Origin of the sequence: Burkholderia sp. 9775_39, from assembly GCF_015712225.1 — a bacterium.
GTDB lineage: Bacteria > Pseudomonadota > Gammaproteobacteria > Burkholderiales > Burkholderiaceae > Burkholderia > Burkholderia cenocepacia.
On sequence record NZ_JACCQC010000004.1, the window covers coordinates 119,105 to 132,301 of the forward strand.

A 13,197-nucleotide genomic window follows, 5' to 3' on the forward strand; every position below is an offset into this window, starting at 1 on the left:
GCGATGCTCAGCGCGCGGCGAGCGCCTGCGCGGTGACGGTCTTCGCGGCCGCGTAGTCGACCACCGCGCCCGATACCTGCTGCGCGTACGCATCGGCGCCCGACTTCAGCAGGAACGCGGTCAGCACGCCGTGTGCGTCTTTCACGTACCACGCCTGGTCGGCGAACAGCTTCAGGCCGCTGCCGTGGTCGTGCACGAACACCGCGCGCACCTTCGCGGACGGGCCGAGCTTGCCGAGCGCCGCAAAGGCGGCTGCGGGGCTGGCATAGTGACGCACGGCTTCGTCGCCGGCGAGCCAGACCTGCGCGACGTCGTTGAAATCGCGGATCGGCTTGCCGGTCGACGCATCGTTCGCGACGAGCGGCTGCTTGCCGTAGTGTTTCAGCGCCGCGTCGTAGTCGAGCCCGGACGCCTTGAACGCCGCGCGGATATAGCGATCGTCGACGAACGTCGCGGGGTCGGGCGCGGAGTCGGTCTTCTTCAGCAGCTTCAGCGTATCGATCGCCGTCGCGACCGCTTGCCGGTATTCGGGCTTCCACGTCAGGTCGCGGGTCTGGATGCCGAGCGGCCCGTGATACAGGTAGTCGACCGGCGCCTCGATGCCGGTGACTTTCTCGATCAGCAGGCTGTACTTTTCGGGATTCTGCGCGAGCAGGCGGTTCGCTTCGATCGCGGCGCGCAGATAGGCCACCACGATTTCCGGATAGCGCTGCGCGTAGTCCGCGTCAACGAGCGCGCCATGGAAAGTCGGCGCGTGGGTCTGCGCGCCATCGTAGACCTTGCGCGCGATGCCGCGGTACGGGAACAGGTCGGCGAACGGCACGAAGTCCGCATGCGCGTCGATCTTGTTCGCCTTCAGCGCGCTGCCGGCCACTTCCGGCGCCTGCGTGACGATGTTCACGTCGGTGTCGGGGTTCCAGCCCTGGGCCTTGATCGCGCGCAGCAGCATGCCGTGCGCGGTCGACGCGAACGGCACCGAGATCGTCTTGCCCTTCAGGTCGGCCAGCCCGCGCACCGTCGAATTCGTCGGCACGACGATCCCGTTGCCGCTGCCGTCGATGCTGCCGTCGAGCACCGTGATGAACACGCTCTTGCGGCCGGCCTTGCGAAACGCCGCGCCGTTCAGCGCGCCGGGGAAATCGGCCATCGCGCCGAAGTCGAGCTTGCCGGCGACCATCTCGTTGGTCAGCGGCGCGCCGGACGTGAAGTCCTTCCACTGCACGTCGTACTTCACGTCCTGGTACTTGCCGGTGCGCGGCAGGTACTTGTCGAGCAGATGCAGTTCGCGGATCAACAGGCCGCCGGTCGCGCAGTTGATCGTCGTGTCCTGCGTGCCGATCGCGACGCGGATCGTCTCCGCATGCGCGAAACCGGCGGTCGCGACCGCGAGCGACGCGGCGAGCAGGCGAAACATCCGTAGCGTGGTGTTCATGTGTCGTGAGTCCGGTAGGAGGGAAGCGGGGCGCGGGTCGGCGCGCCGTGTCAGCGCAGCAGGTAAGGGATGTCGACCTTGACCGCGCCGGTCGGGCAATCGCGTTCGCACGGCATGCAGTACCAGCATTCGTCGAACTGCATATAGGCCTTGCCCTTGGTGACGTCGATCGCGAGCAGGTCGAGCGGACACACGTCGACGCACACGGTGCAGCCCTTGTCGGCGATGCACAGCGACTCGTCGATCGTCACGGGCGCGCTGCTGCGCTGGAAGATGTCGTGCGGGGTATGGGGCATGGCAAGGTTCCTCAAAGGGCGGCCGCGAGCGGGGCCGGTTCGCGGATGCGCAACTGCGCGTAGGCGCCGCGTTCGTCGTCGGCGAGCGGCACGACGTACGGTTCGACCGGCCGCTTCTCGCTGCGCATCGCGCCCGCGGCGTCCTTGCGCAGCCACGTGTGGCAGAACCATTCGGCATCGTTGCGGTGCGGAAAATCGACGCGGTGGTGGTACAGCCCCCAGCGGCTTTCGGTGCGGAACAACGACGCGCGTGCGGCCATTTCCGCGCAGTCGCGGATCGCGCGCACTTCGGCCGCGCGCATCAGCTCGTGCGGGTTGTCGGCCTTTATTTCTTCGATATCCTCAATAATTCCGTCAAAACGTTGCAGCCCGATTTCCATCTTGCGCGTCACCTTCGGCGGTTGCAGGTAGTCGTTCACCATGCGGCGCAGCTTGTACTCGACCTGCGCCGGCGCCAGCCCGCGCTCGCGCAGCAGCGGCGCGAGCACGCGGGTGCGCTCGGCATCGACCTGTTGGTCGTCCACCGGCGCGTGGTCGCGGCCGGCCACGTCATCGGCCGCGTTTTGTCCGGCGAACCAGCCGTACGTGAATGCGCCGAGCATGTAGTTGTGCGGGACGGCCGCCATGTCGCCGGCTGCGTACAACCCCGGCACGGTCGTCTCCGCGCGTGCGTTCACGTACACGCCCGATGCGCTGTGGCCGCTGCAGAAGCCGATTTCGGAGATGTGCATCTCGACCATCTGGCTGCGGTAGTCGGTGCCGCGCCCGGCATGGAAGCGTCCACGGCTCGGCCGTTCGTTGGTATGCAGGATCTGCTCGATGGTTTGGATCGTTTCTTCCGCGAGATGGTCGAGCTTCAGGAACACGGGGCCGTTGCCGCTCTGCAGTTCCTGGTAGAACTCCCACATCATCTGGCCGCTCCAGTAGTCGCATTCGATGAAGCGCTCGCCCTTGCCATTCGCGGTGAAGCCGCCGAGCGGGCCGGTCACGTACGCGCAGGCCGGGCCGTTGTAATCCTTGATCAGCGGATTGATCTGGAAGCATTCGAGGTTCGCGAGCGCGGCGCCCGCGTGATAGGCCATCGCATAGCCGTCGCCCGCGTTGGTCGGGTTCTCGTACGTGCCCATCAGGTAGCCCGATGCCGGCAGGCCGAGGCGGCCGGCCGCGCCGCAGCAGAGGATCACCGCCTTCGCGCGGATCACGTGGAAGTCGGCGGTGCGGCAGTCGAAGCCGAGCACGCCGCTCGCGCGGCCCTGCGCGTCGGTCAGCACGCGCGTCGCGACGATCCGGTTCGTGATCGCGATGCGGGCGCGCTTCAGTTGCCGGTACAGCACCTTCTTGATGTCGTGGCCTTCCGGCATCGGCAGCACGTACGAGCCCATGTGGTGAACCTTCTTCACCGCGTAATCGCCGGTGCCGTCCTTCTCGAACTTCACGCCCCAGCGGTCGAGCTGCTCGATCGTCGTGAAGCTGTGCGTCGCGTATGCGTACACGGCCTCTTGATCGACGATCCCGTCGTTGGCGATCGTGATCTCGCGCGTGTATTGCTCGGGCGTCGCATGACCGGGAATCACCGCGTTGTTCAGGCCGTCCATCCCCATCGAGATCGCGCCGCTGCGTTTCACGTTGGCCTTCTCGAGCAGCAGCACGCGCAGCGACGGATCGCGCTCCTTCGCCTTGATGGCCGCCATCGGGCCGGCCGTGCCGCCGCCGACCACGACGATGTCGTATTCATGCACATGGGTATTCATCGCGGGTTCCTTGCAGGTTTGCGCGCCTTCTGCCGGTCGACGCGCAACCGGTACTGGAAGGCGTCGCCGCGGAAGTAGAGGTATTCGTAGTCGATCGGCGCGCCCGACGCGTCGTGCGTGAGGCGTTCGATGCGCAGCACGGGGCTGCTTTCCTCGACGTGCAGCGCGTCGACGATTTCGTCGTCCGCGAGGATCGCGTCGATCGACACGTCGGCATGGCCGAGCGGGATGCCGCAGTCGTTCTCCAGGATCAGGAAGATGTCGCGGGTCGCGAGATCGGCGCCGGCGAGGCGCTTGCCGAGCGCTTCCGGCACCCAGGTCTGTTCGAGCGACACGGGTTCGCGGTTCAGCAGCCGCACGCGATGGATCTCGACGAGCGGCGCGCCTTCGGGCACGTTCAGCTTCGCCGCGAGATGGCGATCGGCCTTCACCGTGCGCAGGCTGCGCAACTGGTTGACGATCTCGTAGCCCATCGACGACATCGCCTCGGCGAACCCCTGCAGCGACGTCACATTCTGGAACGCCTTCGGCTTCGACACGAACGTGCCCTTGCCGTGCAGCTTGAACAGCAGGCCTTCCTTCTGCAGGTCGCCGAGCGCCTGGCGCACCGTGATGCGGCTGACGTCGAACATCGCGCAGAGCTCGTGCTCGGACGGCATCCGGCTGTGCGGCGCGTAGGTGCCGTCGAGGATGCGCGCGCGCAGCGTGTCCTTGATCTGCACGTAGAGCGGGGCCGCGGACAGCGGCACGACGTTGGGTGGGGGCATCGGTCAACTTGTTATGACAAGATGGGGCGAGTGTAGCCAGTGCGATGGCGCGCCCCAACCAACTATTTGTGATTTCGAATTTCCGGTTGCGGAAAAGCGGGGCGGCAGGCGGCGCGGCGGGCGGGTGATCCGGCCCTTGCGAGCCGTGCGCAATCGTCGACAATAAAAAAGCGCGGTTTCGTGCGCCGCGCGTGTCGATTTCCCGCTGCGTCGCCCGTCGTATCGATATCGACCGGGCAGTGCGCCGCGCCAGGCGGCCGCCACCCGGCTTCCGCGATTGGCGCAACGAACGAGGAGAGACCCCATGACACGCCACATGCCGGATTCCCGATACCGCTGGGTGATCGTCGCCGCGGGCGGCCTGATGGGCTGCGTCGCGATCGGCGCGATGTTTTCGTTACCGGTGTTCCTGCGATCCATTGCGCGCGATACGGGCTGGTCGATGACCGGCATTTCCGCCGCGATGACGCTCGGTTTCATCGCGATGGCGTTTGCGAGCATGGCGTGGGGCAGCCTGTCGGACCGCGTCGGCACGCGGCCGGTCGTGATCGCGGGCGCCGTGCTGCTGTCGGCGAGCCTGGCGCTGGCGAGCCGCGCGCCGTCGTTGCTCGTGTTCCAGCTGACCTTCGGCCTGGCCGTCGGCAGCGCGACGGCCGCGATATTCGCGCCGATGATGGCGTGCGTGACCGGCTGGTTCGACACGCACCGCAGCCTCGCGGTGTCGCTGGTGTCGGCCGGCATGGGGATGGCGCCGATGACGATGGCGCCGCTCGCCGCCTGGCTCGTGTCGGTGCGCGACTGGCGCACGTCGATGCTGCTGATTGCCGCGCTGGCGGCCGCCGTGATGATTCCGGTGTCGCTGCTGGTGCGCCGGGCGCCCGCGCTCGACGCGGCCCCCGCGCACGCGGCGCCTGCGGCCGGCGGCGCGCCCGCCGCGATGTCGGTCGCAGATGCGCTGCGCTCGCCGCAGTTCATGGTGCTGCTGCTGACCAATTTCTTCTGCTGCGCGACGCATTCCGGCCCGATCTTCCATACGGTCAGCTACGCGGTGACCTGCGGGATTCCGCTGATCGTCGCGGTGTCGATCTACAGCGTCGAAGGGCTGGCGGGGATGGGCGGCCGGATCGCGTTCGGGCTGCTCGGCGACCGCCTCGGCGCGAAGCGCATGCTGGTGGCGGGGCTGCTCGCGCAGGCGCTCGGCGCGCTCGGCTACTACTTCGTGCGCACGCTCGACGGCTTCTACGCGGTCGCGACGCTGTTCGGCTTCATCTATGCGGGCGTGATGCCGCTGTATTCGGTGCTCGCGCGCGAGAATTTCCCGCTGCGGATGATGGGCACCGTGATCGGCGGCTGCGCGATGGCGGGCAGCCTCGGAATGGCCACGGGCCCGGTCGCGGGCGGGCTGATCGTCGATGCGTTCGGCAGCTACGGCTGGCTGTACCTCGGGTCGTTCGCGATCGGGATCGGCGCGTTCCTGATCGCGACGATGTTCCGCCCGTTCGCGAAAGCGCGGCCGGAAACGGTGACAGCGTAATCGGGCCATGCCATCGGATGCGACGGCGGAAGTGGCGGCGGCGGGTGTTTTCGCCGGGTCGACAGGGGCCGATCGTCTCGTCGCGAATTAAAAAAATGGGTCCGGGCAGCGCATGCGTTTGGAAGCGTGCGAACGGCGCTCAGCCTGCTGCGGCGCAGCAGAGCGGCAACTGACGGCGATCGGCGCGCATGCGCAGCGATTCGGCCCCTAAAAAACGCAATATCGAGCATATATTCGAAGGGCCTGTCATACCGGCGTCACCCTGCTAGAATTCGGCCTGCCGCATTGTTCCGATTGACTGATGAGATTGCTTGACGCCCTGGTCGAACAACGTATTGCCGCCGCCGCCGCGCGGGGCGAGTTCGACGATTTGCCGGGTACCGGCGCGCCGCAGGCGCTGGATGACGACCTGCTCGTGCCCGAGGAGGTGCGGGTGGCCAACCGTATCCTGAAGAACGCGGGCTTCGTGCCGCCGGCCGTCGAGCAACTGCGCGCGCTGCGCAATCTGCACGACGAAGTGCAGGCGGTCAGCGACCGTGCCGCGCGTTGCCGGCTGCAGGCGAAGATCCTCGCGCTCGACATGGCGCTGGAATCGCTGCGCGGCGGCCCGATGGTGATGCCGCGCGACTACTGCCGGCGCATCGCGGAACGCCTGTGCGAGCGCGGGCTCGACGACGCGTCCGCCGAAGCGGGGACGATGTGACGTCCGACGCGCTGCACGACGCAGCCCGCTCGGCAGCCGCCCCGGCCGCTGAACCCGTCGCCGATTCTCCCGTTCACGAAGCCGCGCCCATCTCGGCGCGCGACCTCCATTTCATGCGTCTTGCGCAAGCCGCCGCCGAAGAGGCGCGTGCGGCCGGCGAAGTGCCGGTCGGCGCGGTGCTCGTGCGCGGCGACGAAGTGATCGCACGCGGCTTCAATCACCCGATCGGCGGGCACGACCCGTCCGCGCATGCCGAAATGGCCGCGCTGCGCATGGCCGCGCAGCAGCTGCAGAATTACCGGATGCCGGGCTGCGAGCTGTACGTGACGCTCGAGCCGTGCCTGATGTGCGCCGGCGCGATCATGCACGCCCGCATCGCGCGGGTCGTCTATGGCGCGGCCGACCCGAAGACGGGCGCGTGCGGCAGCGTGATCGACGCATTCGCGAATCCGCAGCTGAACCACCACACCGAAGTGACGGGCGGCGTGCTCGCCGACGAATGCGGCGCCGCGCTGAAGTCGTTCTTCGCCGAGCGCCGTCGCGCGTTGCGCGAGGCACGGCTCGCCCGCGACGCCGAATCCGGCGCGTCATAGTCGCCGCCGCCGCGCCCGTCGTTCCGGGCGCGCACGGTTTTCGTGAACCGGACCCGGTTCGGACCCTCTAAGCAGGTTTGACGATCCCGATACCTTTCGCCATGTCCTTCCAGCCCGCCGCGTCCTACACCATCCGCCTGCTGGCGCCGTCCGGCTATCCGCACGACCCCGACGCGATCAACCGCGCGCTCGAGCGCCTCAGCACCGCGCAGCAGCGCATCGAGAACATCGAGGCGACGCAGCGGCGCTTCCAGCGCTTCGGCGGCACCGACGGCGAGCGCGCAGGCGACCTGAACCGCCTCGCGGATCCCGAGCGGCCGCTGCCGGACATCGCGCTCGCGGTCCGCGGCGGCTACGGCGCCGCACGCATCCTGCACGGGCTCGACTATCGCGGCCTCGAGCGCCGGCTGCGCGACCAGCCGGTCGCGCTCGTCGGTCACAGCGACTTCACGGCGATCCAGCTGGCGCTGTACGCGAAGGCGCGCATCAAGACGTTCGGCGGCCCGATGCTGTCGGCCGACTTCGGCGCCGAAACGCCGAGCGACTTCACGATGCGGCATTTCTGGCAGACGCTGACGCAGCCGAGCACGACGATCGTCGCCGACGCACCGCAGGTGCAGGCGGTGAACGTGACCGGCACGCTGTGGGGCGGCAACCTGGCGATCCTCACGTCGCTGGTCGGCACGCCGTACATGCCCGACATCGAGGGCGGCATCCTGTTCATCGAGGACGTCAACGAGCAGCCGTTCCGGATCGAGCGGATGATCTATCAGCTGCATTTGTCGGGGCTGCTCGCACGCCAGCAGGCGCTCGTGCTCGGCCAGTTCACCGGCGCGCGGCCGTTCGAGTACGACAACGGCTACGACATGCAGGCGATGATCGACCAGGTGCGCGCGGTGGTCGGGATTCCGGTCGTCACGGGGCTCCAGTTCGGCCACGTGCCCGACCTGCTGACGCTGCCGTTCGGCGCGCAGGCGCAACTGGTCGCGAATGCGCACGGGTTCCGGCTCACGGTGTCGGACTATCCGCATCTCGGCTGATGCCGGCGCGATCGATCGAAAGGCGGGGTTTCCCGCCTTTTTCTTCATGTAAACACGCAACTAACGGTCCATATTTTTCGTCGACGTCCACGCGACTTTCGCCCGTCTGTGCACCATTTTTGTCAACAAAATGGCCGGGAGGGTATACGACGAGAAGGGCCTCCGTATTGCCTGTCAGGCTTGTCGTGCATGGAATTCGTGCGCATTGCACCGAATGGAGACATGCCGGCGCACGCCGATTGTGCGGAATCCTGCAAAAGAATTGTTGACAATCTTTATGTCCGCCCTAGGATGAGGACCATCACACGATGCAGATCATGAACGAGCCCGATTCCTCTCCGTCCGGTGCAGCCGGTCCCGAAGCGATCGCCGAGCGCATCCGCACGGCGATCCTCGAGCATCGGCTCGCGCCCGGCGCGAAGCTGACGGAGGCGCAGCTCTGCGACGTGTTCGGTGTGAAGCGCGGGACGATCCGCCAGGCGCTCGCGCAGCTCGCGACCGACAAGCTGGTCGACCTCGAGCCGAACCGCGGGGCGTTCGTCGCGAGCCCGACGCTGCAGGACGTGCACGAAGTGTTCGAGATGCGCCGGATCATCGAGCTGGCCGTGGTCGAGCGGCTCGCCACCGGCCCCGGTGCCAGGCGCTTGAAGGGCGTCGCCGCGCTGATCGACAAGGAGCGCAAGGCGTTCGAGCGGCACGACTTCGCCGCGTGGATCCGGCTGTCGGGCGAATTCCATACGGCGCTCGCGACGCTGATGGGCAATGCGACGCTCAGCGAGTGCCTCGAAGGGCTCGTCGCACGCTCGACGCTGATGTCGGCGCTGTACGAATCGCACGGGCGCAGCCCGTGCTCGTGCGACGACCACGACGAGATCCTCGCCGCGCTGGAGGCGGGCGATCCGAAGCAGGCGGTGACGCTGATGGCGCGCCACCTGCAGCATGTCGAACTGAAGATGCTGGACCGGCCCGCGCAAGGGCAGGTCGATTTGCGCGAAGTGTTCGGCGGCGCCTGAGCGGCGACGCGAACCCGGCCGCGCGCCACAGAACGAGCGAAATGCGGGCCCGCGGTGTTTGCCGCGGGCCGCTGGTCCGACTCCGGGCGACGATCCGGAGCGATATCGATGACGGTGGAGCGGCCTTCCGGCCGCGTCAAGGAGAAGTCATGGCTCAGTTCAGTGTGGCGCACGATAGCGCCTATCCGGCGGAAGAAGGCGGCGAGGGCGGCGGTCCGGCGTTGCCGGATGGTTACAGCGAACGTCTGTACAACGAAGATTTGGCACCCCTTAAAAATCAGACATGGGGCTCGTACAACATCTTCGCGTTCTGGATGTCGGACGTGCACAGCGTCGGCGGCTACGTGTTCGCGGGCAGCCTGTTCGCGCTCGGGCTGACGAGCTGGCAGGTGCTGATCGCGCTGATCGTCGGCATCGGCCTCGTGAATGCGCTGTGCAACCTGATCGCGCGGCCGAGCCAGCAGATCGGCGTGCCGTATCCGGTCGCGTGCCGCGCGACGTTCGGCGTGCTCGGCGCGAACGTGCCGGCCGTGATCCGCGGGCTGATCGCGATCGCGTGGTACGGCATCCAGACTTATCTTGCGTCGAGCGCGCTCGTGATCGTCGTGCTGAAATTCTTCCCGCAATGGCTGCCGTATGCGGACGTCCATCGCTACGGCTTCCTCGGGCTGTCGGCGGTCGGCTGGGCCGGCTTCATGCTGTTGTGGGTGCTCCAGGCGTTCGTGTTCTGGAACGGGATGGAGACGATCAAGAAGTTCATCGACTTCGCGGGCCCGGCCGTCTACGTCGTGATGTTCATCCTCGCCGGCTACATGGTGTGGCGCGCGGGCTGGCGCAACATCGGCATCAACCTCGGCGGCGTCAAGTATCACGGCGCGGAAGTGATTCCGGTGATGATCACCGCCGTGTCGCTCGTCGTGTCGTACTTCTCCGGGCCGATGCTGAACTTCGGCGATTTCTCGCGCTACTGCCGCTCGTTCGGCGAAGTGAAGCGCGGCAATTTCTGGGGGCTGCCGGTCAACTTCCTCGCGTTCTCGCTGGTCACGGTGATCACGACGGCCGCGACGCTGCCGGTGTTCGGCGAACTGATCACCGACCCGGTCGAGACGGTCGGCCGCATCGATCATCCGACCGCGGTGATCCTCGGCGCGCTGACGTTCACGATCGCGACGATCGGCATCAACATCGTCGCGAACTTCGTGTCGCCCGCGTTCGATTTCTCGAACGTCGCACCGCGCCTGATCAGCTGGCGCGCGGGCGGGATGCTCGCGGCCGTCGCGTCGATCTTCATCACGCCGTGGAACCTGTTCAACAACCCGGCCGTGATCCACTACACGCTCGACGTGCTCGGCGCGTTCATCGGCCCGCTGTACGGCGTGCTGATCGCCGACTTCTACCTCGTCAAGCGCGGCCGCCTCGTGCGCGACGACCTGTACACGATGTCGGAAAGCGGCAGCTACTGGTACACGGGCGGCGTGAACCGCCGCGCGCTCGCCGCGCTGTTGCCGGCCGCGGTGATCGCGGTGGCCTGCGTGATGGTGCCGGGCTGGCAGGGTGTCGCGAATTTCTCGTGGTTCATCGGCGCGGGGCTCGGCTTCGTGTTCTACCGGCTGCTCGCGAGCGCGAAGGCGTAAGGAGCGTGCGATGAAGATCCGACTGATCAATCCGAACACGACGCAGCGGATGACCGACGCGATGGGCCGCTGCGCGCGCGAGGTCGCGGCCGCCGGCACGGAGATCGTCGCGGTGAGCCCGCCGATGGGGCCGCCGTCGATCGAAGGGTATTACGACGAGGCGCTCGCGACGCCGGGCCTCCTCGCGGAGATCGCGCAGGGCGAGCGCGACGGCTGCGACGCATACGTGATCGCGTGTTTCGGCGATCCGGGCCTGTACGCCGCGCGCGAGCTTGCGCGCGGGCCGGTGATCGGCATCGCCGAGGCCGCGATGCATGCGGCGAGCGTGCTCGCGCCGGGCTTCTCGGTCGTCACGACGCTCGCGCGCACCTGCGGGATGGCGTGGCACCTCGCGGAGCGCTACGGGATGAAGCGGTTCTGCCGCAACGTGCGCGCGACCGACGTCGCGGTGCTCGAACTCGACCGGCCCGGCTCGGCCGCGCGCCGGATCATCGTCGACGAATGCCGGCGCGCGCTCGACGAGGATGGCGCCGACGCGATCGTGCTCGGCTGCGCGGGGATGGCCGAATTCGCGCACGAGATCGAGCAGCAGATCGGCGCGCCGGTGGTCGAGGGCGTCACGGCGGCCGTGAAGTGGGCCGAGGCGCTGGTCGCGCTGCGCCTCGCGACCGCGAAACGCGGCGACTACGCGCGGCCGCTGCCGAAGCGCTACGACGGCGCGTTCGCCCGCTTCAGCCCGTCGGACGGGGATGCGGCGGAACCGGTCCCGAATTTGCCGCAACCGCACATACACACCGTCTGACACGCACTATCTGCGCCGCTGTATGGGCGCGTATGAACCTTTTCGCTACACTGGGCCGTCATCGCATCGGCTTGTGCGGCCGGCCTCCGGCACCGCGCGGTCGATGCGAACCCATTATTTCAGTCCGCTCATTCAGCCCGTTTTCGTTGCACTTCGAACCATGTCACTCGATCCCAACTATCCTCGCGACCTGATCGGCTACGGCCGCCATCCCGTTCAGGCGAACTGGCCGGGGCGCGCCCGCGTCGCCGTGCAATTCGTGCTGAACTACGAGGAGGGCGGCGAGAACTGCGTGCTGCACGGCGATCCGGGCTCCGAGCAGTTCCTGTCCGAAATCGTCGGCGCGGCCGCGTATCCGGACCGCCACATGAGCATGGAGTCGATCTACGAATACGGGTCGCGGGCCGGCGTGTGGCGCATCCTGCGCGAATTCGAGAAGCGCGGGTTGCCGCTGACGGTATTCGGCGTCGGCATGGCGATCGAGCGGCATCCGGAACTCGCGCGCGCCTTCGTCGAGCTCGGCCATGAGATCGCATGCCACGGCTGGCGCTGGATCCACTACCAGAGCATGGCGCCGGAGCTCGAGGCCGAGCACATGCGCCTCGGGATGGAAGCGATCGAGCGCGTGACGGGCGAGCGCCCGCTCGGCTGGTATACCGGCCGCGACAGCCCCAATACGCACCGCCTGGTCGCCGAATACGGCGGCTTCCTGTACGACTCCGACAACTACGGCGACGACCTGCCGTTCTGGATGGACGTCGAAGTGTCGGGCGGCCGCACGTCGCCGCAGCTGATCGTGCCGTACACGCTCGACACGAACGACATGCGTTTCGCGACGCCGCAGGGCTTCAACACCGGCGACCACTTCTTCGACTACCTGCGCGACGCATTCGACGTGCTGTACGCGGAAGGCGACGAGGCGCCGAAGATGCTGTCGATCGGCATGCACTGCCGACTGCTCGGCCGGCCGGGCCGGTTCCGCGGGCTGCAGCGTTTCCTCGATCACATCGAGAAGCACGATCGCGTATGGGTGACGCGCCGTGTCGATATCGCGCGTCACTGGCGTGAACATCATCCGTATCAGCCCAATCATCGAAACGAAGGGAAAGCATGAAGGCGATGCGCTACACGTTGGAGCAACTGAACACGATGGCGCCGAGCGCATTTGTCGCGGCGCTGTCGGGGATTTTCGAACATTCGCCGTGGGTGGCCGAAGTCGCCGCGGGCGAGCGGCCGTTCGCGAGCATCGACGCGCTGCACAAGACGATGTCGGGCGCGGTGGAAAACGGCGGCGAAGTGCGCCAGCTCGCGCTGATCAACGCTCACCCGGAACTGGCCGGCAAGGCCGCCGTGCGCGGCGAGCTGACGGCCGAGTCGACCCGCGAACAGAGCGGCGCAGGCCTCGACCAGTGCACGCAGGAAGAATTCGACAAGCTGCTGACGCTGAACCGCACGTATCGCGAGAAGTTCGGCTTCCCGTTCATCCTCGCAGTGCGCGGTTATGATCGCCACGGCATCATCGCGAATTTCGAGTCGCGCGTGAATCATTCGCGCACCGAGGAACTGCGCACGAGCCTCGACCAGATCTACCGGATCGCGCGCTTCCGCCTCGACGACCTGATCGACGCCTGA

The 13,197-nt window shown here is 67.3% G+C and carries 13 protein-coding genes; 9 read left to right on the plus strand and 4 right to left on the minus strand.

Features of this window, described 5'->3' with window-relative positions:
- Positions 1 to 7 precede the first annotated feature (7 nt).
- The 4 genes from H0X90_RS07340 to H0X90_RS07355 are packed head-to-tail and all read right to left on the minus strand — an operon-like array spanning position 8 to position 4,246.
- Entirely contained in the window at positions 8 to 1,432 is a 1,425-nt protein-coding gene (locus H0X90_RS07340; RefSeq protein ID WP_060211349.1) for an ABC transporter substrate-binding protein, read from the minus strand.
- Between the two features lie 50 nt (positions 1,433 to 1,482).
- Positions 1,483 to 1,728 (minus strand): ferredoxin family protein, encoded by a 246-nt coding sequence (locus H0X90_RS07345; RefSeq protein WP_006490846.1) that lies wholly within the window; start codon positions 1,726 to 1,728, stop codon positions 1,483 to 1,485.
- 11 nt (positions 1,729 to 1,739) lie between these two features.
- Positions 1,740 to 3,479, minus strand: coding sequence for a fumarate reductase/succinate dehydrogenase flavoprotein subunit (locus H0X90_RS07350; protein ID WP_006490842.1), 1,740 nt, complete (start codon positions 3,477 to 3,479; stop codon positions 1,740 to 1,742).
- On the minus strand, positions 3,476 to 4,246 hold the full coding sequence (locus tag H0X90_RS07355; RefSeq protein ID WP_077190676.1) for a GntR family transcriptional regulator: 771 nt from the start codon (positions 4,244 to 4,246) through the stop codon (positions 3,476 to 3,478). Before H0X90_RS07355 ends, H0X90_RS07350 begins: the two co-directional genes overlap by 4 nt.
- A gap of 316 nt (positions 4,247 to 4,562) precedes the next feature.
- Between H0X90_RS07355 and H0X90_RS07360 the strand changes: the two genes are divergently transcribed.
- From H0X90_RS07360 to uraD, 9 genes are all read left to right on the plus strand, one after another.
- Entirely contained in the window at positions 4,563 to 5,780 is a 1,218-nt protein-coding gene (locus H0X90_RS07360; protein ID WP_034201597.1) for an MFS transporter, read from the plus strand.
- 301 nt (positions 5,781 to 6,081) lie between these two features.
- Positions 6,082 to 6,483 carry a DnaJ family domain-containing protein gene (locus H0X90_RS07365; protein ID WP_006490221.1) on the plus strand — a complete coding sequence of 134 codons (402 nt, stop codon included), beginning with the start codon at positions 6,082 to 6,084 and terminating at the stop codon, positions 6,481 to 6,483.
- Complete coding sequence (gene tadA / locus H0X90_RS07370; protein ID WP_006495582.1) at positions 6,480 to 7,076, plus strand: tRNA adenosine(34) deaminase TadA; 597 nt, start codon at positions 6,480 to 6,482, stop codon at positions 7,074 to 7,076. Before H0X90_RS07365 ends, tadA begins: the two co-directional genes overlap by 4 nt.
- 101 nt (positions 7,077 to 7,177) lie before the next feature.
- Positions 7,178 to 8,116 (plus strand): muramoyltetrapeptide carboxypeptidase, encoded by a 939-nt coding sequence (ldcA, locus tag H0X90_RS07375; RefSeq protein ID WP_006490211.1) that lies wholly within the window; start codon positions 7,178 to 7,180, stop codon positions 8,114 to 8,116.
- Between the two features lie 308 nt (positions 8,117 to 8,424).
- The gene (locus H0X90_RS07380) at positions 8,425 to 9,129 is read left to right on the plus strand and encodes a GntR family transcriptional regulator (RefSeq protein WP_006490206.1); all 705 of its coding nucleotides are present in this window, start codon (positions 8,425 to 8,427) and stop codon (positions 9,127 to 9,129) included.
- Positions 9,130 to 9,278: 149 nt separating this feature from the next.
- Complete coding sequence (locus tag H0X90_RS07385) at positions 9,279 to 10,763, plus strand: NCS1 family nucleobase:cation symporter-1 (protein ID WP_006495585.1); 1,485 nt, start codon at positions 9,279 to 9,281, stop codon at positions 10,761 to 10,763.
- A 10-nt stretch (positions 10,764 to 10,773) separates the two neighbouring features.
- On the plus strand, positions 10,774 to 11,565 hold the full coding sequence (locus H0X90_RS07390) for an aspartate/glutamate racemase family protein (protein WP_006490202.1): 792 nt from the start codon (positions 10,774 to 10,776) through the stop codon (positions 11,563 to 11,565).
- 160 nt (positions 11,566 to 11,725) lie between these two features.
- On the plus strand, positions 11,726 to 12,679 hold the full coding sequence (gene puuE / locus H0X90_RS07395) for an allantoinase PuuE (protein WP_006490231.1): 954 nt from the start codon (positions 11,726 to 11,728) through the stop codon (positions 12,677 to 12,679).
- Positions 12,676 to 13,197: a 2-oxo-4-hydroxy-4-carboxy-5-ureidoimidazoline decarboxylase gene (gene uraD, locus H0X90_RS07400; RefSeq protein WP_006490235.1), complete on the plus strand. Its 522-nt coding sequence runs from the start codon at positions 12,676 to 12,678 to the stop codon at positions 13,195 to 13,197. Before puuE ends, uraD begins: the two co-directional genes overlap by 4 nt.

Bases quoted from the DNA above. Each gene is read 5' to 3' on its own strand.
- H0X90_RS07340 (WP_060211349.1), bottom strand. From the start codon at position 1,432: ATGAACACCACGCTACGGATGTTTCGCCTGCTCGCCGCGTCGCTCGCG.
- H0X90_RS07345 (WP_006490846.1), bottom strand. From the start codon at position 1,728: ATGCCCCATACCCCGCACGACATCTTCCAGCGCAGCAGCGCGCCCGTG.
- H0X90_RS07350 (WP_006490842.1), bottom strand. From the start codon at position 3,479: ATGAATACCCATGTGCATGAATACGACATCGTCGTGGTCGGCGGCGGC.
- H0X90_RS07355 (WP_077190676.1), bottom strand. From the start codon at position 4,246: ATGCCCCCACCCAACGTCGTGCCGCTGTCCGCGGCCCCGCTCTACGTG.
- H0X90_RS07360 (WP_034201597.1), top strand. From the start codon at position 4,563: ATGCCGGATTCCCGATACCGCTGGGTGATCGTCGCCGCGGGCGGCCTG.
- H0X90_RS07365 (WP_006490221.1), top strand. From the start codon at position 6,082: ATGAGATTGCTTGACGCCCTGGTCGAACAACGTATTGCCGCCGCCGCC.
- ldcA (WP_006490211.1), top strand. From the start codon at position 7,178: ATGTCCTTCCAGCCCGCCGCGTCCTACACCATCCGCCTGCTGGCGCCG.
- H0X90_RS07380 (WP_006490206.1), top strand. From the start codon at position 8,425: ATGCAGATCATGAACGAGCCCGATTCCTCTCCGTCCGGTGCAGCCGGT.
- H0X90_RS07385 (WP_006495585.1), top strand. From the start codon at position 9,279: ATGGCTCAGTTCAGTGTGGCGCACGATAGCGCCTATCCGGCGGAAGAA.
- H0X90_RS07390 (WP_006490202.1), top strand. From the start codon at position 10,774: ATGAAGATCCGACTGATCAATCCGAACACGACGCAGCGGATGACCGAC.
- puuE (WP_006490231.1), top strand. From the start codon at position 11,726: ATGTCACTCGATCCCAACTATCCTCGCGACCTGATCGGCTACGGCCGC.
- uraD (WP_006490235.1), top strand. From the start codon at position 12,676: ATGAAGGCGATGCGCTACACGTTGGAGCAACTGAACACGATGGCGCCG.